25 protein-coding genes and 1 pseudogene are annotated in these 26996 nt (G+C 41.9%); 3 read left to right on the top strand and 23 right to left on the bottom strand.

Annotation, left to right across the window (positions count from 1 at the left end; all coding sequences use genetic code 11):
• Positions 1-5 precede the first annotated feature (5 nt).
• Genes speE through speD form a run of 3 tightly spaced genes read right to left on the bottom strand, consistent with a single transcriptional unit; the run spans position 6 to position 3157 of the window.
• Positions 6-857, bottom strand: a complete 852-nt coding sequence (speE, locus tag RBI_RS05980) for a polyamine aminopropyltransferase (protein WP_038671730.1) — start codon at positions 855-857, stop codon at positions 6-8.
• Positions 858-873: 16 nt separating this feature from the next.
• A complete protein-coding gene (locus RBI_RS05975; RefSeq protein ID WP_046439735.1) occupies positions 874-2334 on the bottom strand; it encodes an aminotransferase class I/II-fold pyridoxal phosphate-dependent enzyme in 1461 nt (486 codons plus the stop codon).
• A 7-nt stretch (positions 2335-2341) separates the two neighbouring features.
• Positions 2342-3157 carry an adenosylmethionine decarboxylase gene (gene speD, locus RBI_RS05970; protein ID WP_171028812.1) on the bottom strand — a complete coding sequence of 272 codons (816 nt, stop codon included), beginning with the start codon at positions 3155-3157 and terminating at the stop codon, positions 2342-2344.
• Positions 3158-3374: 217 nt separating this feature from the next.
• On the opposite strand from speD, the gene abc-f reads away from it, so the two are divergent.
• Complete coding sequence (gene abc-f, locus RBI_RS05965; RefSeq protein WP_038671726.1) at positions 3375-5318, top strand: ribosomal protection-like ABC-F family protein; 1944 nt, start codon at positions 3375-3377, stop codon at positions 5316-5318.
• 78 nt (positions 5319-5396) lie between these two features.
• The gene (locus tag RBI_RS05960) at positions 5397-5933 is read left to right on the top strand and encodes an adaptor protein MecA (protein ID WP_038671724.1); all 537 of its coding nucleotides are present in this window, start codon (positions 5397-5399) and stop codon (positions 5931-5933) included.
• Here the strand turns inward: RBI_RS05960 and rpe are convergent.
• The 4 genes from rpe to RBI_RS05940 form a co-directional block, all read right to left on the bottom strand.
• Positions 5916-6569 (bottom strand): ribulose-phosphate 3-epimerase, encoded by a 654-nt coding sequence (gene rpe / locus RBI_RS05955; protein ID WP_038671723.1) that lies wholly within the window; start codon positions 6567-6569, stop codon positions 5916-5918. The two genes, RBI_RS05960 and rpe, sit on opposite strands and share 18 nt — an antisense overlap.
• 86 nt (positions 6570-6655) lie before the next feature.
• A complete protein-coding gene (gene yfbR, locus RBI_RS05950) occupies positions 6656-7240 on the bottom strand; it encodes a 5'-deoxynucleotidase (RefSeq protein WP_038671721.1) in 585 nt (194 codons plus the stop codon).
• A gap of 68 nt (positions 7241-7308) precedes the next feature.
• A complete protein-coding gene (locus tag RBI_RS05945) occupies positions 7309-8532 on the bottom strand; it encodes a sodium ion-translocating decarboxylase subunit beta (RefSeq protein ID WP_022286753.1) in 1224 nt (407 codons plus the stop codon).
• A gap of 31 nt (positions 8533-8563) precedes the next feature.
• Positions 8564-9016 carry an OadG family transporter subunit gene (locus tag RBI_RS05940; protein ID WP_051706523.1) on the bottom strand — a complete coding sequence of 151 codons (453 nt, stop codon included), beginning with the start codon at positions 9014-9016 and terminating at the stop codon, positions 8564-8566.
• Positions 9017-9259: 243 nt separating this feature from the next.
• On the opposite strand from RBI_RS05940, the gene RBI_RS05935 reads away from it, so the two are divergent.
• Positions 9260-10057 (top strand): mechanosensitive ion channel family protein, encoded by a 798-nt coding sequence (locus tag RBI_RS05935; protein ID WP_038671719.1) that lies wholly within the window; start codon positions 9260-9262, stop codon positions 10055-10057.
• A 32-nt stretch (positions 10058-10089) separates the two neighbouring features.
• Here the strand turns inward: RBI_RS05935 and RBI_RS05930 are convergent, their stop codons facing one another.
• The 16 genes and pseudogenes from RBI_RS05930 to RBI_RS05865 all read right to left on the bottom strand — a co-directional run bounded on the left by RBI_RS05930 (position 10090) and on the right by RBI_RS05865 (position 26995).
• Complete coding sequence (locus tag RBI_RS05930; protein ID WP_022286750.1) at positions 10090-10347, bottom strand: hypothetical protein; 258 nt, start codon at positions 10345-10347, stop codon at positions 10090-10092.
• Complete coding sequence (locus RBI_RS05925; RefSeq protein WP_022286749.1) at positions 10337-10531, bottom strand: hypothetical protein; 195 nt, start codon at positions 10529-10531, stop codon at positions 10337-10339. Before RBI_RS05925 ends, RBI_RS05930 begins: the two co-directional genes overlap by 11 nt.
• 42 nt (positions 10532-10573) lie before the next feature.
• Positions 10574-11077: a ComF family protein gene (locus RBI_RS05920; RefSeq protein WP_158455111.1), complete on the bottom strand. Its 504-nt coding sequence runs from the start codon at positions 11075-11077 to the stop codon at positions 10574-10576.
• A gap of 60 nt (positions 11078-11137) precedes the next feature.
• Positions 11138-11296: pseudogene (locus tag RBI_RS15575) on the bottom strand (double zinc ribbon domain-containing protein); the annotation flags it as partial.
• On the bottom strand, positions 11265-13511 hold the full coding sequence (recD2, locus tag RBI_RS05915; RefSeq protein WP_038671717.1) for an SF1B family DNA helicase RecD2: 2247 nt from the start codon (positions 13509-13511) through the stop codon (positions 11265-11267). The pseudogene RBI_RS15575 and the gene recD2, both read right to left, overlap by 32 nt.
• Before the next feature lie 17 nt (positions 13512-13528).
• Positions 13529-13873, bottom strand: a complete 345-nt coding sequence (locus RBI_RS05910; protein ID WP_038671715.1) for a hypothetical protein — start codon at positions 13871-13873, stop codon at positions 13529-13531.
• Positions 13874-14016: 143 nt separating this feature from the next.
• A complete protein-coding gene (locus RBI_RS05905; RefSeq protein ID WP_038671714.1) occupies positions 14017-14859 on the bottom strand; it encodes a zinc ribbon domain-containing protein in 843 nt (280 codons plus the stop codon).
• 93 nt (positions 14860-14952) lie between these two features.
• Complete coding sequence (locus RBI_RS05900) at positions 14953-15687, bottom strand: hypothetical protein (protein WP_038671712.1); 735 nt, start codon at positions 15685-15687, stop codon at positions 14953-14955.
• Between the two features lie 118 nt (positions 15688-15805).
• Positions 15806-17920, bottom strand: a complete 2115-nt coding sequence (locus tag RBI_RS05895; protein ID WP_022286743.1) for a polyribonucleotide nucleotidyltransferase — start codon at positions 17918-17920, stop codon at positions 15806-15808.
• A 177-nt stretch (positions 17921-18097) separates the two neighbouring features.
• The gene (rpsO, locus tag RBI_RS05890) at positions 18098-18364 is read right to left on the bottom strand and encodes a 30S ribosomal protein S15 (protein ID WP_022286742.1); all 267 of its coding nucleotides are present in this window, start codon (positions 18362-18364) and stop codon (positions 18098-18100) included.
• Positions 18365-18535: 171 nt separating this feature from the next.
• Positions 18536-19390, bottom strand: a complete 855-nt coding sequence (gene folD, locus RBI_RS05885) for a bifunctional methylenetetrahydrofolate dehydrogenase/methenyltetrahydrofolate cyclohydrolase FolD (protein ID WP_038671710.1) — start codon at positions 19388-19390, stop codon at positions 18536-18538.
• Entirely contained in the window at positions 19391-20641 is a 1251-nt protein-coding gene (lgt, locus tag RBI_RS05880) for a prolipoprotein diacylglyceryl transferase (protein ID WP_051706519.1), read from the bottom strand. It abuts the gene before it with no gap.
• Between the two features lie 41 nt (positions 20642-20682).
• Complete coding sequence (gene yfmH, locus RBI_RS05875; protein ID WP_038671708.1) at positions 20683-21957, bottom strand: EF-P 5-aminopentanol modification-associated protein YfmH; 1275 nt, start codon at positions 21955-21957, stop codon at positions 20683-20685.
• Positions 21950-23236 (bottom strand): EF-P 5-aminopentanol modification-associated protein YfmF, encoded by a 1287-nt coding sequence (gene yfmF, locus RBI_RS05870; RefSeq protein ID WP_038671706.1) that lies wholly within the window; start codon positions 23234-23236, stop codon positions 21950-21952. The genes yfmH and yfmF overlap by 8 nt, the downstream gene beginning before the upstream one ends.
• Positions 23237-23354: 118 nt before the next feature.
• The gene (locus RBI_RS15040) at positions 23355-23522 is read right to left on the bottom strand and encodes a hypothetical protein (RefSeq protein ID WP_022286737.1); all 168 of its coding nucleotides are present in this window, start codon (positions 23520-23522) and stop codon (positions 23355-23357) included.
• A gap of 2 nt (positions 23523-23524) precedes the next feature.
• A complete protein-coding gene (locus RBI_RS05865) occupies positions 23525-26995 on the bottom strand; it encodes a DNA polymerase III subunit alpha (protein ID WP_038671704.1) in 3471 nt (1156 codons plus the stop codon).
• Between the last annotated feature and the right edge of the window lies 1 nt (position 26996).

Genomic DNA, 26996 nt, shown 5'->3' with positions numbered 1-26996 from the left:
CTCCTTTAGTCACAGTCCTCAAGTACATCAAGGACGTAATTTGGCAGTGCGAAACAGCCCTTGTGAAGCTCTGTGTTATAATATCTTGTCTTTATGCCGAATTTTTTCCACTCATCAGCCTTAAGGTCATATATAGGGTGAAGATTTTTCGAAGCAAAGCCGAAAAGCCAATGACCAGACGGATAGGTAGGTATATGTGTCTGATAGACCATTGAAACTGGAAACGCACTGCCTATTCTTCTGTGTGTGCGCTTTACCATATCCACATAGGAATCATAATAAGTGCTTTCATGTTGGTTTATCAATATTCCCTGATCTGTGAGCGCCTTTGAGCAGTTGCCGTAAAATTCTTTTGTAAAAAGTCCCTCTCCAGGTCCAAACGGGTCAGTTGAATCAACTATAATAAGGTCATATTCATTTTCCTTGCGGCGAACGAATTTCAGACCGTCCTCAATATAGAGGGTAAGTCTAGGGTCGTCAAATGCACAGGCTGTCTGTGGAAGATACTCCTTGCACACATTTACTACCTGCTCATCTATCTCCACCATATCTATCTTTTCAATAGTGTTATATCTGCAAAGCTCACGGATAGTTCCACCGTCCCCCGCACCAATAACAAGCACCTTTTTTATCTCAGGATTGACCGCCATAGGAACTGCAGTTACCATTTCATGATAGATGAACTCGTCCTTTTCGGTAAGCATTATAAAGCCGTCAAGCACTAATACCCTGCCGAACTCATATGTGTCAAAAACGTCTATTTCCTGATAATAGCTTTTTTTAGAATAAAGCTGTTTTTTTACACGAATGGTGAAATTAACATCGTCCGTATGTTTCTCAGTAAACCAAAGATCCATAAAATGTATCTCCTCTCTATGAATTTACCACTACGTTTATGTTGTTTATCTCAAGATCCTCCGTACCTGTAAGAAAACAGCCCTTTTCTTTACAGTATGCGATATAATTAAGTATGTCGGAAGTTATCTTCTCACCAGGGGCAAGGATAGGTATTCCCGGAGGATAGCACATAACAAACTCTCCGCATATCATACCGTTGCTTTCTTCTATAGGCACTGATTTTTTCTCGCTGTAGAAAGCTTGCTGCGGCGGTATCTCAACGATAGGATTGATATATTCGTGGTCAAACATTCCTGACGGGTCTTTTGAATAAAGCCTTTTAATTTCGGAAAGTGCGGATATAAAACGCTCTATCTCAAGCTCTCTATCTCCTGCGGAAACTATAGCAAGTATATTTCCGATATCACCGAACTCTATCTGAATGTCGTAATCGTCACGGAGAATGTCATAGACCTCAACGCCTGCCAATCCCATGGCTCTTGTGTGAACAGAAAGCTTTGTGCTGTCAAATGCGAAGATATCATCACCATTTTCAAGCTCCCGACCGAAAGCGTAATAGCCACCTATCTTATTTATCTCTTCCCTTGCATAATCGGCATAGTCAACTGCCTTTTTAAAAAGTTCCTTGCCGTTGAGCGCAAGATTTTTTCTTGCAAGGTCAAGGGATACCATAAGCAGATAAGAGCCGCTTGTGGTCTGAGTGAGGTTAATTATCTGTCTTACGTAACCCTCTGAAACAGTGTCTGCACAAAGAAGGAGCGATGACTGCGTTAGGCTTCCTCCTGTTTTGTGTATTGATACTGCCGCCATATCCGCTCCTGCCGCCATTGCAGAGCAAGGCAGACCCTCACCAAAATAAAGGTGAGTGCCATGTGCTTCGTCCGCAAGCACCAACATACCATGCTCATGGGCAAGCTTGACGATGCTTTTTATATCAGAGCAAATTCCGTAATAAGTCGGGTTGTTCACCAAAACAGCCTTTGCATCAGGATTTTCCTTGATAGCTTTTTCAACGTCCTTAACGGACATTCCAAGAGGTATTCCAAGTTGTTTGTTTGTGCCTGGATTTACATAAACAGGTATAGCACCGCACACAACAAGTGCATTGATAGCACTTCTGTGAACGTTTCTCGGCATTATTATCTTATCTCCTGCCTTACAGCTTGTAAATATCATCGTCTGGACTGCAGCAGTAGTACCATTTACTATAAAGAAAGCGTGCTTTGCACCAAAAGCCTCAGCGGCAAGCATTTCAGCATCTTTTATCACAGAAACAGGGTGACAAAGGTTGTCAAGTGGCTTCATGGAGTTCACATCGCACTTCAGACAATCCACGCCCAAAAAGTCACGAAGCTCTTTATTCATTCTTCCGCCCTTGTGACCAGGTACGTCAAGACGCACCACTCTGTTCCTCATATGTTTTTTTAAAGCCTCATACACAGGTGCATTATTCTGTGTTAAGTTCAAATCTATCACTACCTTATCAGTATATGTTCATGCCGCTGTATATCTCGATCATCTCACGGCGCAGACTATCTGTTATGTCAAGCCTTTGCTTCGGCGTAAGCTCATATACGTCCTGCTTGAAAAGATAATTCTGCAAGTCGATATCCTTAATGAGAAGCTTGGTATGGAAAATGTTCGACTGGTAAACATTGACGTCTATAGCGTCATATTTAGTCAGCGTATTTTTATCTATATAATCCTGAATCGAAGTTATCTTGTGATCTATAAAAAACTTTTTTCCCAAAACATCTCGCGTAAAGCCTCTTACTCGGTAATCAATAGTTATAATATCAGAGTCAAAGCTGCTGATAAGATAATTCAGTGCGTTTAGCGGAGAAATAGTTCCGCAAGTAGAAACATCTATATCCACTCGGAATGTGGAAATGGAGTTGTCTGGGTGATATTCAGGAAATGTGTGAACAGTTACATGGCTTTTGTCAAGGTGAGCGTGTATCATTTCAGGCACATCGCCGCCTATTTTTCCTTGATTGCACGAAGGGTCGATACTGTCCTCATCGAGGGCTTTTTCAGCAATAAGCACGTTCACAGACGCACCCTGCGGCTCATAATCCTGTTTTGATATATTAAGTATCCTTGCGCCTATCATCTCAGTAACGTCGCAAAGAATTTTCGTAAGTCTCTCTGAATTATACTGCTCGTCAATATAAGCAATATATTCCTTTTGTTCTCTTTCAGTTTTGGCATAACATACATCATATATGTTAAAGCTAAGGGTCTTGGTTAGATTATTAAAACCATACAAAGAAAGCTTCTGCTCCAACCCTAACATCACCCGTCCTTTCGGATAAAATAATCAGCCTATCAAGACTAAAATTATAGACTTGTTTTCATTATACCACATCTCGATCAAAAAGTACATAGTTTTACGCACTTTTTTCATATTTTTTTATTAAGCATGGCATAAGTGTGGCAATAAAATAAAAAAGGTTGAAATCAAGAAGAAAATAGTGTATAATAAGTTCTGATAATTGTTACAGGAGAAATATACAATGTTATTGAATGTTGAACATCTTTACAAATATTTCAATGGGCAAGCACTGCTCAAGGATATAAATTTTACAGTTGAAGACAGAGAAGCCGTTGGACTTATCGGCATAAACGGATGCGGAAAGTCTACCCTGCTTAACATCATTACAGGCAGTGAGGGTTATGACAAGACCCCCGAAGGACTAGGCTCTGTGAATATCGCAGGCAAGGCTTCAATTGGTTTTTTAAGGCAGAACAGCGGACTTAATTCTGAACTTACCATCGGTGAGGAAATGAAGAACGCTTTCGCTCCCCTCCTTGAAACACTGGATAAAATGAAAATCCTTGAAAAGAAAATGGCATATGGCGGAGATATTGACAGTATAAGCCACGAATATGCCGAGCTTTCTTCATACTTTGAGGCTCGGGACGGATATAGGATAGATGTAAAAATAAAGCAGGTGCTTAACGGCATGGGATTTGGCTCAACACCTACAGACAGAGTCATCTCTACCCTTTCAGGCGGTGAAAAAACACGTCTTGCACTGGCTAAGCTTCTTCTTGAAGAACCTAATCTGCTTATACTTGACGAGCCTACCAACCACCTTGATTTTGAAACGCTCATGTGGTTAGAGGACTATCTCAAAGGCTACAAGGGTGCAATAATCATAGTTTCACACGACAGATATTTTCTAAACAAGGTCTGTACGAGAATATGTGAGATAGAACAAGGCAGGCTCACTTCATATCGAGGGGACTATTCCTCCTATCTTGTGCAAAAGAAAATGAACTCAGAGCGTCAGCTCAAAGAATATGAGGCACAGCAAAAAGAGATAGCAAAGCTTGAGGACTATGTGGCGAAAAATCTCGTCAGGGCGTCAACCTCAAAAATGGCGAAGTCAAGACAGCATATGCTTGACCGTATCGAGCGAATCGACAAACCGCTTATGTACTCAAAGCCGCCCAAGATAAAGCTTGAATATGATATTGAACCAACAAAGGATATCGTGCGAGTTGTTGACTGTCCACTGGTTGTTGGCGAAGGTGCTGACAAAAAGGAGCTTATAAAGTCACTTACCATGAACGTTCGCCGTGGAGAGCACGTTGCTATAATCGGTGCGAACGGTATCGGTAAAACTTCCATACTGAAACTTATCCAAGGCATTATCCCACATGAGGGCGGCAATATAAGCTGGGGCGGAAACGTGAAAATATCCTATTTTGAACAGGAACACGCTATACTTGATCCCCATAAGACAGTGCTTGAAGAAATAATGGATCGCTATCCAAGATTATCAGAACAACAGGCAAGAAGCGTGCTAGGTGCAGTTCTGCTTACAGGCGAGAATGTGTTCAAGCCTATTTCGGTTCTCAGCGGTGGCGAAAGGGCGAAGCTTTGCTTTGCCATAATGGCTCTCAATCGTGGAAATGTACTTGTGCTTGACGAGCCTACAAACCATCTTGACCTAAGCACAAAGGAAGTTCTTGAGGACGCACTGGCTGAGTTTGGTGGAACGATAATCCTTGTATCTCATGACAGATATCTACTCAACAAAGTAGCAAGCAGGATAATAGAGATAAAACATGACGAGGTGAACTCATACGAGGGCAACTTTGACGCATACAGCGAAGCGGTGAACGCTGCCCGTCAGCTCAAGATGCAGAGCGAAGCAGAGATAAAGCGTGCTGAAGAGGAAAAAGCGTACAAAGAAAACAAAGCAAAACAATATCGCAGTAAGGAACAGCGTGCCGCTGACGCTCAAAAACGCAACCGCATAAGAGAACTTGAAAAGGAGATCGAAGACACAGAAGTTCTTATATTTGAGCTTGAAAATGCCATATCTGACCCTGAGATAGCTTCTGACTACAGCAAAATGAGCGAGAAATGCAAAGAGCTTGAAGAAGCCAAAACCGCCCTTGACCAGAAAATGGACGAGTGGGCTGAGCTTTCCGACCAGCTTTCATAAACAAATTTTCACAGAAATCACCCTTTATGAGTATAATGATACAGCACAGACTGACATTATACATAAGGGGTGTTTGTTTTGGAGATAAAAAGGCTGTCAGAGTATGAAATAAAAGTTATTCTTAACGAAAATGATATGCGGATAATGAATATATCCTTTGAAGATTTTGAGAAAAACAACAAAAGAAGCAAAGATTTTTTATCTGAACTCATGTTTATACTCAAGGAGGCAGGACTTATAAAAATATCCGAAGGAAATATTGAAGTTGATGTTGCTTTGACAAGTGAAGAAACAATAAACATATATTTTATACTACCTAAAAACGACAATCATCACACCACTGAACTTGCCATAATCAGCTACGATCCAAACGAGCTAATATCAAAAGCCACTGAAATAAACCAAAAATACTCCGAAAAGATTATAAAAAGCAGTCTGTATCAGCTTCCTAGTGGTCATGCTCTAATCTTCACCATAGGATACGCACGCTCAACAGTTGCGAAAAAAGCTTTACTGAAAACCTGTGCTGCTGACAACGTGATTATAAACAAAATAAAGGAGTACAGCCCATTATTGAGCAGTACTCCTTTTGAAAAACTAAACTATTTCTCTTAGAAGCTTAACAGCCTCTGGCATATCGTTTGCCTTAAAAGCATATGTTCCCGTTACTAAAGTATCTGCACCCGATTCTTTAAGCAAACCAGCAGTTTCGAGATTTACGCCACCGTCAACCTGAAGTCTGATATCCCTTTCCGTCTGGTCAATTAGATATCTCACTTCGCTTATTTTTTCAAGAGTGTCAGGAATAAACTTTTGACCGCCAAAACCTGGGTTTACTGTCATAACGAGTACCATATCAACAGATTTAAGAAATGGCTGGATCGCACTTACAGGTGTTGCAGGCTTAATGGAGATTCCTGCCTTGATCCCCCTCGAATGTATTTTGTCAATAACAGCTTGCGGATCATCAGCCGCCTCATAATGAAAAGTTATAAGGTCAGCTCCAAGATCTGCGTAGTTGTCAATATATCTGATAGGATCGCAAATCATGAGATGAACGTCTATTGGAATAGTTATGCTTTTGCCCACACTTTTCAAAAGCGGTTCGCCAAAACTTATATTTCTCACAAACATTCCGTCCATGACATCATAATGAATCCAGTCAACACCAGCGTCCTCAGCACGCTTTATCTCGAACGCAAGGTTTGAAAAGTCGCAGGCAAGCAGCGACGCAGAAACGATAATATCCAATTGAAAGCCTCCGTTAATTCAATATCTTCCCACTTAATATTGTCCTATAATTTCAGTTTCTATTATACAACACCACTGGGGCATTGTCAAGCTTGTTCGTCAAGAGTTAATGTATAAGCTGGAATAAATTCATCAAGAAAAACATTTGCTTCTGGAATATTCATTGCGACAATAGATTCAAGTGTAGATTTTTCAGCTGATGCAAAATCAGTATTTCCCATTTGTCTTTCTTCAAGGCACTTTATAAGTGCAGAAAGCTTATCAGCCGCTTTAACAAGAGTCCATGCTTCTTCTTCCTGTGGAGTTTTACAGAAAAGCGGCTCAAAGTCCTCTTTCAGATCATCAGGAAGATAAGACACCAGAGTATTTTTGGCTTTCTGCTCGATCTCATCATATGCGCCCTTTATCTCATGGCTGTAATATTTTATAGGCGTAGGCAAGTCACCTGTGATTATCTCGGTGACATCATGATACATAGCAAGCAGCGCACATCTCTCAGGAGAAACATTACCGCCAAATCGCTTATTTCTGATAAGTGCAAGCACATGTGCGATAAAAGCAACTTCAAGGGAATGCTCGCTAATATTCTCATTGATCGTGTTTCTCATAAGTGCCCAACGATTTATATATTTCATACGGGATATCACTGCAAAAAATTTACTTTCTGACATATCAACTCTCCTAAACTATACACAAAAATCGGGACGATGCTTTTCATCGTCCCGAAAAATTTCTGATCTTATCTTACAATTGTAAGAAGAACACCAGCAGCAACGGCTGAACCGATAACGCCGGCAACATTAGGACCCATAGCGTGCATCAACAGATAGTTTGTAGGAACTTCCTGCTGACCGACCTTCTGAGAGATACGAGCTGCCATTGGAACGGCAGATACACCTGCTGAACCGATAAGAGGATTGATCTTGTGACCTGAAAGAACATACATAAGCTTACCAAGAAGTACGCCGCAGGCTGTACCAATTGAGAATGCCACAACGCCAAGTGCCATAACTTCTGCAAACTGAATGTTCATGATCTTATCTGCCTGTGTTGTTGCACCAACTGTTACACCAAGGAAGATAGTGATGATGTTCATAAGCTCGTTCTGAGCAGTCTTAACAAGTCTGTCGCAGACGCCACTCTCTTTAAGAAGGTTACCAAACATGAGCATACCAACCAGTGGAGCTGCTGAAGGAACCATGAGTGAGATAACGATAGTTACGAGGATAGGGAAAATAAGCTTTTCTACCTTAGAAACAGGTCTTAGCTGACCCATTACTACAGAACGCTCTTTCTTTGTTGTAAGAGCCTTCATGATAGGCGGCTGGATAATAGGAACAAGAGCCATATATGTATAGGCTGCAAGTGCAATAGTACCAACGCCGATATTACTGTTTGAGGTTAGAAGTCTTGAAGATACATAAATAGATGTAGGACCATCAGCACCGCCGATGATAGCAATAGAACCGCACTCAGCAGCACTCATGCCGAAGAGAGCCGCACCGATGAATGTAAAGAAGATACCGCCCTGTGCAGCAGCACCCATAAGAAAGCTCTTAGGGCTTGCGATCAGCGGACCAAAGTCTGTCATTGCACCGATTCCAAGGAATATGAGTGGTGGATAGATCTGAAGCTTAACGCCCATGTAAAGAATATCCAACAGACCACCCTTTTGAAGTATCTGACCGTAATCTATATAGTGGTCATTGCCTGCAACCGTTTTGTAGTTCCAGAAGTCTGGATGATACATCTCAGCGTATGGCAGGTTTGTAAGCAGCATACCGAATGAGATAGGCAAAAGCAGAAGCGGCTCAAAGCCCTTTGCAATAGCCAGATACATAAATACGAATGAAATAAGTATCATTATGATATTTTTCCAGCCGCCGTCTACGAGGAAACCCGCAAAACCCGACTGTGACGCCAAAGACGCCATGGTATCAAGAAATGAATTAATTATTGACATCTATTATCACGTTCCTTTCACGTCAACTGCACTAAAATGGTCTTGTATTGTCTATTATGCCTGCGGTAGACCATGCTGGTCTTTGAGGCTTGGCAGTTTTAACGCTCTTAAGAACGAGCTTCTTGCCCTCTGCACTACTCATAGCCGAAATTGCAGCCATGATAACAGCAACTGTTTCTTCTTCAATGCCGTCTTCTACAACAGGGGCAGCAGCCTTTATTGGCTCTGGCTTAGCAACAGCCTTTGCAGCTTCAGCAGCTTTTTTTGCCTCTTCAGCCTTTCTTGCAGCTCTGCCGTTGATAACGTCAAATATCTTGCCGTATATCGACACAAGCAGAATAAGCAGAACAAGTCCGATAAATACCACAACTATACCCGTGATAACGACAGAGGCAACAGTTCCAGCACCCAGATCTTTTTGATCAGGACTGATCGTACTCTTTGCCGCAACCATCTGAGCTGCAGTGTTAAGAAAATTGATCATAAAAATTCTCCTTACTGTAAGTATAATAAAACTTAATATTATTATACACCAAAGCCACACAAATAGCAAGACTTTTTCCCACATTTTTTTCACAAAATTATCTCCAAGTCAACACCTATTTTTGTTATGATTTCTGATAAAAGTGCATAAATACGCAAAAAAACTTATATATTGGGCACACTTGCAAATATCATGTTAAGATGTTATAATATCTTTACATAATAATGTTACGGAGATGATTTTTTGTCTGACAAATTTTTAAATTGGCTTGAGGAATTTACACCACATCTTATTGCGGCGGCTGTTATTTTTCTTTTAGGAATACTTCTTGACAAGCTTGTTTTGAAGGTCATGCACAAAGGTTTGAGCATGCGTCGAACAGATGTGACTATACATAAATTTCTCACATCTGTGGTACACACTGTATTGCTTATTATAATAATAGTAATGGCACTTTCAGCACTTCAAGTACCTATGTCCTCAATAGTCGCAACTATTGGTGCAGCAGGTCTTGCTATCGGTCTTGCTCTTCAAAACAGTCTTTCAAACGTCGCAGGCGGCTTTATCATACTTTTTTCAAAGCCTTTTAAATGCGGTGATTATGTAAAAATAGGCGACTCAGAGGGAACTGTTGACGCTATCTCTATACTTTACACCACCCTAAAGACCCTTGAGAATAAGATGATATTTATACCAAACGGTGTTGTTTCACAATCGACTATTACGAATATAACTGCTGACGACAAACGTCGCCTTGAACTGAAATTCTCTATCAGCTACAATGACGACCACAACAAGGCAATGGCTATTCTTAGAGAAATGCTCAATGATGAGCCAAGGGTAATAAACGAGCCTGACAAGCCGCTTGTGGCTATCTGCGAGCATGGCGCAAGCGCTATAATCCTTATCATGCGTGTATGGATACCGACCGATGCTTACTGGGAGATACGATACAAATTTCTCAAAGAGGCAAAGGAACGCTTTGACGCAAACGGCATTTCCATACCATTCGACCAACTTGACGTACATATATCAAAATAACAAAAGTCCGCAGACGAGCATCTGCGGACTTTTTACCTCATATCTTCCCTGTTCTTATATAAAAATCTGTTCACATCAATACTGTCTGCAATTGGCAGCTTGGTTTTGTCACAGTATGTTTTTTCAAGACTTTCAAGCTTCTCTGCTATTCTAAGCTGACCATCAAGCGCACTTTTTATACACTCTGCAAAAGGACTTCCGCATAGATCACTGTAGGTCTGACAAAACTCCTTTGAATACGCCTTGACAAAAAATCTTGCTTCTTTTATTATATTTCCGTCAGTTACCATTGTTATCCTCCAGACTTGTGAGCAACCCTGAACGCTGATTTTTCAAAGCCGCTGTAAGCTTTTGCATATCTTCCTTTAGCTGCGGCTCTTTTATCTCACTCACATAATGCTCAAACCTGTCTATCATGCAGTTTTCAGACACGATAAGTCTTTTTATCGCCGCAAACTGTTCCTCAGTTATCATAAAGACCGCCTCCCGATATTATTATACCGAAGGCGGTCTGTTTTATTCTTTGTGTTTTTCATCGAGCAAGGTGGTGGCGATAGCTGCACAAAAGACGTTTTTTGCACCCATATTCTTTAGCAGTCCGCTGCACACGTTAAGCGTTGAACCTGTTATGTAAACATCATCAAATAGCAGGACATTTTTACCTTTTATGTCAACGTGTTTTGCAAGAGAATAATAAATATCCTCCGCATGAGTTTTTCGTTGAGCGGCAGTCAAAGTATGCTGTTCTGCGGTATCCCTTGTCCGTCCAAGCAGGCGATGATCTTCTCTTATCCCAAGCTCCATAGCCGTAAAGTGTGCAAGCTTTTGTGCCTGATCATATCCCCTTTTACGGCGTTTTGATCTGTGCATTGGCACTGATGTGATGATATCCGCCTGCTGTGCGATACCATTTTCTCTTAGCACATTACCCAGAAGCTTCGCAGAATATTCCGCAAAATTAAGCTGTCTGTCGTTTTTAAGCTGATATATTGCTTTCACGCAGATATCCTCATATCTCATAAGAGTATAAATCCTATCAAAATGTAGTGAATCATGATTTAGGCACTTATCCTTGCCGCACTTTTCGCACAATATTTTTTTATGAAAAGGCAGCTTACATTCACAATTTTTGCACAAAAGCTCGTCCCATTTTATAAAACTTCCACATATAGGACAACGATTAGGATAAACAAAATCAAGCAGAAATTTATATATCAAGCGTCTGCTGACCACTGTCATCACCCTCTACAAGCTCCATTAGCATATTTTTAAGCGCAGTATACCTCAAAGTGCGTTTATTATTATCTATCATAAAATCAACACGCTTTTTCGAGCCAACTATTATAAGCATTCTTTTAGCTCTTGTCACAGCCGTATAAAGCAAATTTCTGTAATAAAGCTTGTCAAATCCACCGAATACAGTGAGAATGACAACATCAAACTCAGAACCTTGGCTTTTATGCACTGTTATGGCATAGGCAAGTTCCAGATTATCCAGCATTTGCTTGTCATAGACAGCTATTCTGCCCTCAAAATCTATAGTCACAGTTTTAAGTATCTTGTTCACTGCAATTATTATGCCTATATCACCGTTAAAAATGCCTGCGCCACTTTCGGTCTTGTCCTCGGTTATATACTTTTTCCAAAGAATTTCATAATCATTCTTGGTCTGCATGACCTTGTCACCTTTTCTGAAAGTATAAACAGGGGTCTTGACCTCTGATTTTCCTGCGGCAGGAGGATTAAGCTCCTGCTGCAGACGCTTGTTTAGCTCCACAGTACCCGCAGGACCTTTACGTGTAGGCGAAAGCACCTGAATGTCGTCTATAGGCGAGTAATCGTAGGCTTTTGGCAGCCTTGTTTTGCAAAGCTCCACCACAAGATCCTGAAGTTCTCCATATTCAAGCCGTTGCATAAAAAAGAAATCCTTGTCCTTGCTGGCTAGGTCGATATGCTCGCCGTTTACTATCTTATGGGCGTTCATAACAATCTCAGACTCCTGTGCTTGTCTGAAGATCTCTTTTAGTGTTACAACAGACATTACTCCGCTGTCAATAATATCCTTTAACACATTTCCTGCACCTACTGACGGAAGCTGATCGCTGTCCCCCACCAGAACGAGCTTGCAGGTAACGCTTATGGCTCTCAAAACGGCTTCAAAAAGGCAGGAATCCACCATGGACATCTCGTCGATTATCAAAGCGTCACAATCGAGAAGATTGTTTTCATCATGTATAAACGCAAGTGTGTCACCGCTTGTATGCTTCACTTCAAGAAGCCTATGGATAGTTTTTGCGTCAAATCCCGTAAGGTCAGAAAGCCTTTTGGCGGCTCTGCCTGTTGGTGCACATATCATAACGTTAAGCCCTTGCTGCTGATAAAGAGAAATTATAGCGTTGAGCGTTGTGGTCTTTCCTGTACCTGGTCCTCCCGTCAGCACAAGAAAACCCTTTGACAGTGCAAGATTTATGGCTTCACGCTGTATTTTTTCATATTGTATGCCGTTATTTTCCTCTTCAAGATCAATTACTTCGGAAAAATCTATCTTATTGTCATAAGAGATCTGCCTCATTATGGCAAGTCGCCTTGCTATGTAGTCCTCAGCTTTGTAAAAATCTGCAAGCATAACAAAACGTCTGCCATGCTTATCGTAATAGTAGAGGTTTTCCTCCTCAGTTTCATCCTCGATTACTTTTTTTATAAGCTTATCATCAACATCAAGATAACTTACCGCTGTTTTCACAAGACTGTCTAAAGGCAGGCAGGTATGACCTTGGTCAGCGTTTTGTCTTAGAATATATGTAATGCCTGCCTTTATCCTGCACTCGCTGTCAGCAGGGATATCAGACTTTGCCGCAACTGCGTCCGCACGGGAAAATGACAGATCGACGCCCTGAATACAAAGCACATAAGGGTTTGATTTTATAATCTGCTCGGCAGTGTTGCCCCAACGCTTCCACGCCTTTATGCCATAAGAAGTTTCTATCTCGAATTTGTTAAGATATGACATAAGAGACCTTGCGGCAAAAGTGGTTTTGAACTCCTGAGATATTTTTTCCGCTTTTTTCACTGTTATCCCGTCTATCTCCGTGAGCCTGTCGGGAGTATTTTCTATTATGTCAAGGGTATCGTCCCCGAACTTGTTCACAAGCTTTTTGGCAAGTACAGGCCCTACGCCTGATATAGCACCGCTTGCAAGATAACGCTGAATCGCTGCAGAGGTAGTAGGCAAAGAACGCTCAAAGATATGCACCTTGAACTGCTCGCCGAACTTCTGATGTGAAGTGAACTCCCCTGTTACAACGAGATCTTCGCCCTCCTCAACGTCACCCATTTCGCCAACAACTGTGATAAGGTCATTGTCACAGTTAAGCATAAGCACACAGAAGCCTGTGTCCTCACTTTTAAATATTATGCTGTCAACCTCACCCTTGAGGGTCTTTAAATCTTCCATATTATTCTCCGAATGATCTATTTTTCATGGCATTTCAGCTCTCTGCGCTTGATAAAATCTGCAAGTTCAGTTATATCAACACAGTGAACGATGCTATAATCCTGTTCCAAACGCTTTGAAACATAATTTATCTCGCTTTTGTCAAGCTGAACGAGGATTATTTCTCTCCCATAATATTCAGGCTGAAAAAACTCCTCCCAATAACAGCTTTTTACCATATGTTCAAGCTCACGTGTATTCTTTTTACATGGGATAAGCAAATATCCTCCACGCTTGCCAACATTTCGCACCTTATACCATTTCACCCAAAACCAAATAACGACCGCCAGCACAAGAGCCAGAAGAAGTATAAGATTCAACACAAGATCACCTCCACATATTATTAGTACATTTTATGCGGAAAGCAGATTTTGTGTCATATGATTCATTTTACACCTTTTTGACGAAAAAAGCAAGATTTTTATGCAAAACAAAAAAAGCTGCCCCGAAGGACAGCTTGAATTATTTACTTTATCTCAACTGAAGCAGCCCAATCCTTGAACTTATCTTCATACTTTGACTTATTTTTCTGCTCGCACAGAAAATCAAAAATGTAGTAGCCACCGTTGCCCTCTGTTATAGAACTCATGCCGTAATAATGTTTATCTCCTATGCTCTGGGTATAATAAATATATTTTGAATCCTTACCTGTTATTTTTAAGGTTGTTGAGCCGTTTTCAAGGATAAAATCAAAGATATCCGATGCAGACTCGCCCTTGCCATAGCCATAAAGTGCAATATCAGAATATGAAAGCTTAACAGCGTTTATGCCCACCTCGTTGTTGGAAAAGTTATCAAGGGCATACAGATTTGTACTGCTAGATTTCTCAATATCCGCAGGAGCGGTCATTGTATATCCTGTACCCTGCAATGTTTTCGTAGCTGTGTTTTTGTAAAAATATCTCACGCCGAAAGCAACCAAGAACGCAAGGATAAACACAAGAACTGACATCAAAGGCTTTGGTATGCCCTTTTTAGCAGATGTAACAGGCGCTATCTTATAAGGCTCATATGCACTGCCATAAGGCGTCTGAGCATTGCCATTCTGCGGAGGCGGATAACTCTGCTGAGCGTAGCCGTTCTGTTGCTGACCATAAGACTGCTGACCCTGAGCATAATTCTGCTGAGGTACTGCATTCACAGGTTGTGCACCTGTAGTGTTGCGCTTGCCAAAGCCAACATTCTCACCAAGGTTTGATGTGTCGATAGAATCCATATAACCGCTTGTTTCAGACTTCACAGCCGACCCACAATTAGGACAAAAAGCGTCAGTATCACTGATCTTTGCCGAACAAATAGGACATTTCATATTCTTTTCTCCCTCATATAATTTATGCTTTTATTCTAACATATACTGTTTATTATGTCAATAATTTAACAAATCGATTTTATAAATTTTGTATTAATTGATATGGATAGTGCTTGCCCACTTTTCAAATTTCGGGTCATAGAAATCCTTTTCATCAGCCTTACAGCCAAAAACAAACCAATAATATTTATAACCTGACTTTTTGCATATAGCATAGTTATAAACTTCGTCGCCCGTTTTTGCACGATAGGTCATTTTAAGCTTGTTACCATCAGCATACACTTCTTTATAGCTGCTTCCAAACTGACTTTTCAAATTGCCCTTCATGTAGGTAACAAACAGTTTCTCAGTAAGAATATCCGTTGTTTCGCCAGCAAGTGAAGAGTAATCAAGGATCATATACTGAAAATCGCTATTAACATCGGCGTACTTTCCGTTGGCTTTTACAGTTCCATCACTGCTCTGTGCCGCATAATCTATTGTGGTTGCCTTTTCAAGTGACCTTGGCAGTTCAACGCTAAAGTTCTCCTCTCTAATGGTATGAGTTGAAACATTGTGATAGTACCAATATCCAAAACCGATAGCTGCGCCCACAAACAATGCCAGCAAAAGGATAAGCACCTTTTTGCCTATAGACGTATTCTTTCTCACTGCCCTCACATTGCTGTTAAGACCATTGTCAAAGCCATTATTAAAGCTATTATTGAAACTATTGCCATACCTCGGCTGTGCCGAATTTACCCCTGTCATTTCAATAACTCTTGTGCCACAATTCTGACAGCAAATGCTGTTAGGCAGAATATCGCACCCGCATACTGTACATCTCATAAAGATACCCCCTATAAAAATTTATTACTTTTATATTAACATATTTCTTCTTTTTTGTCAACAAATTTGTCAACAAAAAAAAGCGGACAGCACATAGCCGCCCGCTCTTAAAAACTTATTACTTAGCGTTCTTCTTAGCTTCGATATCAGCAAGAGCGTCTTTTCTTGAAAGATTGATCCTGCCCTGATCGTCGATCTCCATTACCTTAACAACGATCTCGTCGCCAACTGAAACAACGTCCTCGACCTTTTCTACTCTTGATTTGTCAAGCTTAGAAATGTGTACCAAACCGTCCTTACCAGGAGCTATTTCAACGAAAGCACCAAAGTTCATGATCTTTACTACCTTACCTCTATAGATAGCACCTATCTCAGGGTCATTAGCGATAGTATTGATGATATTGATTGCCTGTTCAGCCTTTTCCTTGTCGATACCTGAAACGAATACGCTACCGTCCTCAGATATGTCTATCTTAACGTCGCACTCAGCAGAGATCTTCTGAATTACCTTTCCGCCTGAACCGATAACTTCTCTGATCTTGTCAACCGGTACCTTTGTTGCCAGCATCTTAGGTGCCCACTTGCTTACCTCAGCACGAGGAGCAGGGATAGCCTTGAGCATTATCTCATCAAGAATATACATTCTTGCTTTTCTTGTCTTTTCAAAAGCACTTGCGATTATCTCAGGTGTCAGACCGTCGACCTTGATATCCACCTGAATAGCTGTGATACCGTTCTTTGTACCGCCTACCTTAAAGTCCATATCGCCGTAGAAGTCCTCAAGGCCCTGAATGTCTACCATAGTCATCCAGCTGCCGTCCTCCTTAGTGATAAGACCGCATGAGATACCAGCAACAGGCTCTTTGATAGGAACGCCTGCGTCCATAAGTGCAAGTGTAGAACCACAGATAGAACCCTGTGATGTAGAACCGTTTGAAGAAAGCACCTCAGATACGCATCTGATAGCATATGGGAACTCTTCAACAGAAGGGATAACCGGAACGAGTGCTCTCTCAGCAAGTGCGCCGTGACCTATCTCTCTTCTTCCCGGACCTCTTGAAGGTCTTGTTTCACCAACAGAATATGAAGGGAAATTGTACTGGTGCATATATCTCTTGGAAGTTTCCTCGTCGATACCGTCAAGTTTCTGAGCGTCTGAAACAGGGCCAAGTGTTGCGATAGTCATTACCTGTGTCTGACCTCTTGTGAAGATACCTGAACCGTGTACTCTTGGGAGAACGCCAACTTCAGCAGCAAGTGGTCTTATCTCGTCGATACCTCTGCCGTCAACACGCTTGCCCTCATAGAGCCAGTTTCTAACTATCTTCTTCTGGAGCTTATACATAACTTCGTCAAGAACAGCTGTGTTATCCTCGCACTGCTCGTCGAACTTCTCATGAACAGCGTCGATTATTGGCTGGAGTCTTGCGTCTCTTACATTCTTATCATCTGTATCAAGAGCGACCTTTACCTGCTCGCCTACCATTGCTTCAACAGCGTCGAACAGATCGTGGTCAACTTCCATTGACTCAAACTCAAACTTAGGTTTACCGATCTGAGCCTTGATATCGTTGATGAAAGCTACCATTTTCTTTATCTCTTCATGACCGGTCATGATAGCCTTGAGCATAAGATCGTCAGGTATCTGGTCTGCACCTGCCTCGATCATTACTATCTTTTCAGCAGAGCCTGCAACTGTAAGGTTAAGTCTGTTCTTAGCTCTCTGCTCAAGAGTTGGATTAAGAACAAGTTCGCCGTCAACGTAACCTACGTTGATAGATGCAACTGGGCCGTTCCATGGAATATCAGAGATAGAAAGTGCAATAGATGTAGCTATCATACCTGTGATCTCAGGTGAGTTGTCAGGGTCAACAGAAAGAACTGTCATAACAACTGAAACGTCATTTCTCATATCCTTTGGGAAAAGAGGTCTGATAGGTCTGTCTACACATCTTGAAGCAAGGATAGCCTTGTCAGAAGCCTTGCCTTCTCTCTTTGTGAAAGAACCTGGTATTCTGCCTACTGCATACATTTTCTCCTCAAAGTCAACTGAAAGTGGGAAAAAGTCAACACCCTCTCTTGGCTTTGCGGAAGCTGTAACGTTAGCCATTACAACCGTTTCACCGTATCTTACCCAGCAAGAGCCGTTAGCAAGTCCGCAGGTCTTACCTGTTTCAACTACTACAGGTCTGCCTGCATATGTCGTTTCAAAAGTTTTGAAATTCTCAAACATTGTCTTTCCTCCATTTTAGAAATTTAGTTTTTTCTGTATGGTGAAAGCATTAGCAATAAACAGGACATACGAGCTTCATACATTCTGTTTAATGCTAAGTTACCTTTCACCAACAGTTCAAATAAACACCAAAAGGCAGTGGCAATAAATGCCTCTGCCTTGATGTCAGTTACATGATTACTTACGGATACCCAGCTTTTCGATAGTAGCTCTGTATCTTTCGATATCCTTCTTCTTGAGGTAGTTGAGAAGATTTCTTCTCTTACCGATCATCTTGAACAGACCACTTCTTGAGTGATTGTCCTTCTTGTGTGTCTTAAGATGTTCTGTAAGGTCGCTGATTCTCTTTGTAAGGATAGCGATCTGTACCTCAGGTGAACCTGTGTCTGTTTCGTGAGTTCTGTTAGCTTCGATAACAGCTGTCTTTTCGTCTTTTCTAAGCATTTTTTGTACCTCTTTCGTTAAAATATTTCCGATGTAAAAGAATATGGCAGGTAACTTTCCCACTTACGGGCGTGACCCATATTCTGTTGCATGGATATGTTGCAGTAAGCAACTCATATATTATACATTATTTCAGACAAATTGTAAATAGTCTTAACAGAAATTTTACAACTATTCTATGCCGTGATGAGCCTTGCCTGCTGTGAGTGTGTTTCTCATAAGCATTGCAATGGTCATAGGGCCAACTCCGCCTGGAACAGGTGTGATAAATGAAGCCTTATCCTTGCAGTCCTCAAAATCAACGTCACCGCAAAGCTTGCCGTTTTCATCACGATCCATACCAACGTCAATAACTACTGCGCCCTCCTTGATATAATCAGCGGTTATCATCTTTGGTCTGCCAACAGCCGCAACCAGTATATCTGCTCTTGAGCAGACCTCTTTGAGGTTCTTTGTCTTTGAGTGGCATATAGTTACAGTGCCGTTATTGTGCAGCAACAGCATAGCCTGAGGCTTACCAACGATATTGCTTCTGCCGATCACTACACACTCCTTGCCTGCAATGTCAGTACCTGTTGACTTGATAAGCTCCATAACGCCGGCAGGTGTGCATGGCAGAAAACTGTAATCGCCTATCATTATTTTGCCCACGTTTACAGGGTGGAAAGCGTCAACGTCCTTGTCAGGTCTGATGTTATTTATTATCACTTTATCGTCAAGGTGCTTTGGCAGTGGGAGCTGAACGAGTATTCCGTCCACTCTGTCATCATCATTGAGCTTTTTGACAAGGTCGAGAAGCTCTTCTTCTGTTGTTTCCGCAGGGAGAGCATACTTGAATGAATTAAAGCCCACAGTTTCGCAAGCCTTTTCCTTGTTTCTTACATAGACCTGAGAAGCAGGGTCATCACCGACGATGACCACTGCAAGACCTATCTCTATGCCCTGCTCTTTAAGCTTCTCTGTTTCAAGTCTTATTTCTTCCTTGACCTTGGCTGATACTGCCTTGCCGTCAATTATCTGTCCCATTTATTCTTCCTCCGTATCCTTTTCATCTGTATCTTTTACTTCGCTGTCCTCATCGTTATCGTCACCAAGGATAGACTTATACTCTGTCTCGGCTTTGGTGTGTGACTCCTTGTCCTTTTCCTCGGCTTCTTTAAGCTTGTCTTTTTGAGCCTGCTTGCCGAATTTTTCGTCATATTCTTTTTGAAGCTCGATAAAGCTTTCGCCCTTATCCTTAGCCTCCTTTATCTTATGTTTAAGCTCTTTCTTTTCCTGCTGCATATCATTATAGCTGTTATACTGTTCAAGCTGTGCCTTTGAAAGCTCTGTATCAACGAACAGCTTGTAGTCGCTGTTTCTCTTTGTGATACCTCTGAACACGATTATAAGTACAAGTGAAGCAAGAACACAAGTGCCTGCAACAAGCTGTGATACTCTTATGTTTCCAAGATAGAGCGAATCTGTTCTCAGACCCTCGATGAAAAATCTTCCCAGACCGTACCAGCCTGTGTACATAAGGAATACTTCGCCGTCAAACTTGCGGTGTTTAATATAGAAATGCAGGATTATAAATCCAATAAGACACCAAATAGATTCATAAAGGAAGCATGGATGGATAGGGTCAAGAGCCGACACTTTGCCGCCAAGCTCGTCATAATGGTTTGAGATATATTCCATTGTGGTGTTGCTTATCATGCCCCAAGGAAGCTTTGTATTTGCACCGAAAGCCTCCTGATTGAAGAAGTTGCCCCAACGTCCGATACACTGACCGATAAGAAAACATGGTGCGACCACGTCAAGAAGCGCAGTAAGCTTCAGCTTTCTTACTTTTGCTATAATTCCGCCCACGATTATCGCACCGATAAGTCCGCCGTAGATAGCAAGACCTCCGTCACGAATATCGAAAAACTCTGAGAATTTCATGCCCTCTGTATTAAAGATGATATAATAAAATCTTGCGCCAAAGATAGCTCCAATAAGTCCGCCGATAACGGAATCTGTCGCTCTATCAGGGTCGATGCCTACGGTCTTCATTCTTCTGAAGCCGTATATCATCGCAAGAAGAATACCGATGGTTATCAAAAAACCATACCAATATATCTTGAAATTCGTACCTGGCACTGTAAAAAGCACTCTGTCGATATCAATACCCTCTTTGAAGATATTGTCACCCTTTCCGAAATTGGGGAAATAAACTCTGTTCGGAAACTCTCTGAGTTTTTCCCTTATTGCGTCATTTGCCGAAGAGTCGGCAAGAAACTGCAATGCTGTCATAAATTTATCATTCCTTTCACTGAGTCTGTAGCTCAAAATACCTACTTATTATCTACCACGGAGATAGACGACTTTTCAGGGTCGAACATTTCTCTTACGGCGTTTTCGCAATCCTCCACAGTCATTTCTGCAAGAACCTGTGCTTCATAGAAAGCGTCAGAGTTTTCAAAATAGCTTTCTGCAAGATAATCTGCTGCTCTTTCAGGATTATTCATTCCTCTTACTATTTCGCCGTACATAGAACGCTTTATCATATCAAACTGCGACTTGTCAAAGCCCTCTTTCTTTACACGCTCTATCTCAGCTAGATAGCGGCGATAAAGCTCTTCGGGGTCATGGGATTCACCTGATATTATTGGAGAGAATACTCCGCCGCTTGTGAACACTTCGACACCAAACTGCGAATTTATCAGTCCGTCGTCAAAAAGCTGCTTATAAAGTGGCGAAGACGAGCCTACAAGCAGATGAAGCGCAACTGACGCTGTTCCAGCCTTTTTGAAAAGTTCTCTGCCCTCATAAGGCTTGCACTTGAAGCCGATATTGAAAAGTGGAAGACCCACAGGGAAGCTCTGAAATATCTTTTTCTGCGCTACATTCTCAGGCTCATCAGGAAGCTTTGTTTCAAGCTCCATATTCTCGCATGGCTTCAACATTTTATCGCATATTTCCATGACCTTATCCTCGTCAACATTTCCTGCAATGGCAAGGACCATGTTGTGAAGATTATAGAAAGTGTAGTAACACTTATAAAGAAGCTCAGGGGTTATCTCAGCAATAGTATCAACAGTTCCTGCAATATCTATCTTTATAGGGTGGTTTACATACAGAGCTTTCAGCAGATTATAAAAGCACTGTCTTTCAGGAGAATCTGCACACATTTTTATTTCCTGACCGATTATTCCCTGCTCCTTAGCCACAGATTGCTCTGTAAAATATGGCTTCTGAACAAAGTCAAGAAGTATTTCAAGAGAATCCTCCCAGTTTTCCGAGCAACTGAACGTATATGCCGTTTCATCAAAAGACGTGAAAGCGTTTGCGTTGGCACCAGTTTTTGCATATAAGTCAAAAACATCTGTGTCCTCGTTTTCAAAAAGCTTATGCTCAAGAAAATGGGCTATGCCCTCTGGCACAGTGATGAAATCTTTGCTGTCCTTGGTCTTGAAACAGTTGTAAATTGAGCCGTACTTTGTGGCAAATATGGCTTCTGTAGTTGTGAAGCCCTCCATTTTCCACACAAGCACGTCAAGTCCTGACGGGTGATGAAAAACGCTGTAGCTCTCGCCCAACCGCTCGCTTTTTACGATCTCCTTATTCATCACAGTCCTCCTCTTCCTCGCCCCTGATCACGAAAACAGTATCAGGCTTAAAAGTCTTTGCGCAGCTTATTATGTCCTCACGGGTAAGCTTTGCTATCCGCTCGTTTATCTCCTCAGGGGCGAAAGCTGTGTTTCGTGTGTTCTGTGCAGCATACCAACCCATGATATCATATATGCTGTCATAATTTGACTTAAAGCCTCCGCAAAGAGATTTCTTTGTGTTTTCAAGCTCCTCATCTGTAAAGTCACCATTACATATAGCTTCGAGCTGTTCTTCAATAGCTTTTTTTGCTTTTTCGATATTGCAACTTTCAACTCCGCTGTCGATAAAAAGCGTGCCCTTTCTGTCGGCATATGCAGAGGAACAATAATAACAAAGGCTCATCTTTTCTCTTACGTTTGCAAAAAGCTTTGAAAAAGGCGTTGCTCCGAGAAGCATACAGAAAAGCTTTGCAGTGTAGATATCCTCATAATCAGACTTGAATGCCATGACCATTTTGCTTTGGCTTACCTGCATTTTAAGCTCTCTATAAACAGGCTCTGCCTTTGCAGGTGAATTGTGTCTGTAGTCTATCTTCTCCACGGGTGAAACTCTTTCGAGGGCAGCCATTTCATCTCTTATAAGCTTTTCCGCAGCAGCCGTGTTTCCACCGCCTGATATGGTTATCTCTATCTTTGCACTTTCAAGAAGCTTTTTGTGTTGTCTTAACAAATCCTCCTGAGTTATGTTCTCCGCAAGCTCCACAGTTCCAATTGCAGACACAGCCGCAGGCTCGCCCTCAAATATGACCTTTTTCGCCTGCAAAAGTGCATAGCCACGCTTGTCATTGACAGTGGCAACAATAGCGTCGATAAGTTCCTGCTTTCTCAAAGTAAAATACTTCTCACAGAACTTTCCGTCAACAAGGTGCGGTCTGAGCAGACAGTTCAGAAGCTGTCTTACAACCTGAACGGATATTACTTCGCCGTCTATAGTATAATCGTCACCGATAAAGCTCGCAAACAGACCGACAGACTGATAATCGCCTATGGTACCACAGTTAGTGCCTATGCTCGAACCATACAGCCCTGTGAGTGTAGATGTAAGCTTTGTTCGTGAAGGTATCTCTGCATTTGATGTCACAAGCACTGTTTGCAGCATTGCATTGACGCAGGCTGTTTTTTCGTTCAGCGGTGATATAAATGCTATCTTCACGCAGTTTGACTTGAATTTCTTGTCATATATTCTTGTAAGAGATATTCCTCTGCCGAGTTCTTCCCTACTATAAGATACAGCCATTTGATTACTCCTTCAAGCGTTTTCACGCTAAAATTTTTCGTGATAACACGATAATAATATAGTATATCACATTCCTGTGCAGATTTCCATACTTTTCACAAGAATTTCATAAATACACTTATTCTATTACCGTATAAATGAAATTTTCCCAGTGAAGCATTGTTCCCTCGTCTGTTTCGTCAGGCAAAAGCGCTCTTGCCATAAGAAGATCTTCGCCTGTGTCCACATTGAGAAGATGTGCATAATCGCCGTCAATTTTTGTTACCTTATATGTTCTTGGCTCCATTTTTATTCTCCTTTTCTGTCCATAAATACCACGTTTTCAGCACCCAGTCTGTTTTCAAGTTCGACAAGCAGTTCAGGACACATTTTCACAGCATGAACAGACTTTATGCCTGTCATTTTGCGTATATCGCTGAAAAATACCGCAAACTTTGAACCAGTCTGTGCTCTGTATTTCTCGGCTATAGTTCTAACAGCCTTTATGCCCTCTGCATCTCTTGAAACAAGCCTTACGCAAATATCCCTTTGAAGCTGTAATGAGCAAAATCTATCGACAGGCTCAAGCATATCCGCAAGTATCTTAGGTTCTTCTTCCTCTTTGCATGATATCTTGCCTTTGACGTGTAGAAGCGCTCTGTCTTTTATAAGGCCTCCCATAGTTTGAAAAACTGACGGAAAAACCACTATCTCTAACGTTCCGAACTTGTCTTCAAGCTCCACAAAACACATCATATCGCCTTTTTTGGTCTTTAGCATTTTTCTGCCCCTGACCATTCCTGCATAATCTACTTCCGCCCCATCAGCGAAACGTTTATCAGCCATTCCGCCCTCGTCTGTACAGGCTTTTATGAGCTGTGCAGAGGTGACGCACCTTGTGGCTGAAATCACACACTCAAAGCGGTCTATAGGGTGGGCTGATATATACATACCAAGAGCTTCATGCTCAAATTCAAGAAGCTGCTGTTCGTCAAACTCACCGCAGCGTTCTATCTTCTTTTCCATTGGCAAAGCAGAACCCATGCCAAACAAGTCAAGTTGACCCTCAATCACACTTCCGTCTGACCGAGTTACGCTTTTCATTATGTCCTCGCAAGCATTGAGATGTTCACGTCTGGTGTATCCAAAACCGTCAAAAGCTCCACTCTTTATAAGTGCTTCCACTGTTCTCAGGTGGATATCTCTGCCCGAAACTCGTGTACAAAAGTCTTGAAGCGAACGAAACGCTCCACCTGATTTACGCTCAGAAACTATCCTGTCGATAGCCCCCTCACCAAGCGACTTAACCGCAAGAAGTGCAAAGCGTATTCCCTCAGGCTCTGCCACAAAACCGCTTTCGCTCTTATTTATATCCAGCGGCAAAATTTTAACGCCACTTTTGCCAACATCTGCAATATATCCGTAAAGCTTATCGGTGCTGTCAAGAAGCGTGATAGTCATAAGTGCCGCCACGTATTCCTTATAGAAATGACATTTTAAATACGCTGTCTGATATGCGATAGTTGCATAAGCCGCCGCATGGGATTTGTTAAAGGCATAGCTTGCAAAAGAGGTCATTTCGTCAAATATCTCATTGGCAACATTAGCGGGCACACCGTTTGCCACTGCACCACAGCACTGCCCTTTCTCACCGTAGATAAACGCTTTTCGCTCGTTTTCCAAAACAGCCGCTTTCTTTTTTGCCATTGCTCGCCTTACGATATCCGCTCTGCCGTATGAATATCCTGCAAGAGTGCGGAATATTTGCATTACCTGCTCCTGATAAACTATACAGCCGTATGTCACTTCAAGTATGCCTTTGAGCAATGGGTGCTTATACACTATCCTGTCAGGTTCATGGCGGTTTCGGATATATGTTGGGATCGAGTCCATAGGTCCTGGGCGGTAAAGGGAGATAACAGCGATAAGGTCCTCTAATCTTTCAGGGCGAAGCTTCATGACAGTTGCAGTCATTCCTGCACTTTCAAACTGGAAAACGCCCTCCGTTTTGCCCTGTGACAGCATTTCATATACCTTCTTGTCATCAAGAGGTATCTTCTCCAAGTCAAAATCAGGGTGAGTTTCTATCACCTGCTTTCGGCAGTGGTCTATAATGGTAAGGTTGCGGAGTCCGAGAAAATCAATTTTAAGAAGTCCCAATCGTTCAAGCACTGTCATTGTATACTGTGTGGAAACTTGTCCGTCACGAGAATAGAGAGGAACGTAAAAGTCAACCGGCTCTTTTGTGATAACAACGCCTGCTGCGTGGGTAGATACATTTCGTGGCATACCCTCCACGCTCATGGCAATATCAAGAAGTTGTCGTATCTTCATATCAGTCCTATAAAGGGAACTAAGCTCAGGTATATTCTCTATGGAATATTTAAGTGGCTGACCTCTAGGTATTTTCTTTGCAAGCATATCTCCGGTCTGATAAGGCAGACCCATTGCTCTTGCCACATCTCTCACTGCCTGCTTTGCCGCAAGCGTGCCAAAGGTCGCAATCTGCGCCACATGGTCAGAGCCGTATTTCTCCACAACGTAATCAATAACACGCTGTCTGCCTTCCATGCAGAAATCTATATCAAAGTCAGGCATGGAAACTCTTTCGGGATTGAGAAAACGTTCAAAAAGCAGGTCATATTTCAGCGGGTCTATACCCGTTATGCCTATGCAATAAGCACACAGACTTCCTGCGCCTGAACCACGTCCGCAGCCAACAGGTATGCCGTGGGTCTTTGCATAGTGAACAAAATCCCATACTATAAGATAATAGTCAGTATATCCCATTCTCGTTATAACGTCAAGCTCATAGTCAACACGTTTCAAAGCCTCTTTTGTAGGATTTTCATAACGTTTATAAAGCCCTTTCATGCACATATCACGAAGAAACTTTTCATTATCTGAAACACCGTCTATATGGAAATACGGAAGCTTTGTTTTGCCAAACTCAAAGCTTACATTACATCTGTCAGCTATCTTTACTGTATTCTCCAGCGACTCAGGCTGAGAGGGAAAAAGCGCCGCCATTTCTTCTGCTGACTTTACATAAAACTCGTTTGTCGGAAATTCAAGCCTGCTTGGGTCGTCTAGTGTCGTGCCTGTTGAGATACACATTAGCACACGTTGCGCATTAGCGTCTGAACGTCTGAGATAGTGTGCGTCATTAGTGCAGACCATCGGTATTCCTGTTTCTCGTGAAAGCTTTATAAGCATAGGCAATATTCTCTGCTGGTCTGCAAACTTATGATTTTGAAGCTCTATAAAGTAATTATCCCTGCCAAATATATCACGATATTTAAGAGCAGTCTGCTTCGCGCCCTCATAATCGCCATTTGTCAGCTTTCTAGGTATCTCACCCGCAAGACAAGCCGACAAGCAGATAAGCCCCTTGTGGTATTTTTCAAGCAATTCAACATCTACTCTCGGTTTGCTGTAAAAGCCCTCTGTATATGCCGCCGACACAAGCTTTATAAGATTTTGATAACCCTCATTGTTTTCGCACAGAAGCACAAGGTGGTAAGGCGAACTGTCTATCTTCGCTAGCTTGTCAAATCGTGTTCTTGGTGCAACATACACCTCACAGCCTATTATAGGCTTTATGCCCTGAGCAAGACATTCGTTGTAAAACTCCACCGCCGCGAACATATTTCCATGGTCTGTGACCGCAACAGCTTTCTGTCCAAGCTCCTTTACACGCAAAACAAGCTCCTTGATACGGCAGGCGCCGTCAAGGAGCGAATATTCACTATGAAGATGTAGATGTACAAACTCAGGCATT

Origin of the sequence: Ruminococcus bicirculans (ex Wegman et al. 2014), assembly GCF_000723465.1 — a bacterium.
GTDB lineage: Bacteria > Bacillota > Clostridia > Oscillospirales > Ruminococcaceae > Hominimerdicola > Hominimerdicola aceti.
Note: the sequence above shows the minus strand (reverse complement) of the source record. Positions and strands in the feature narration are given on the sequence as shown.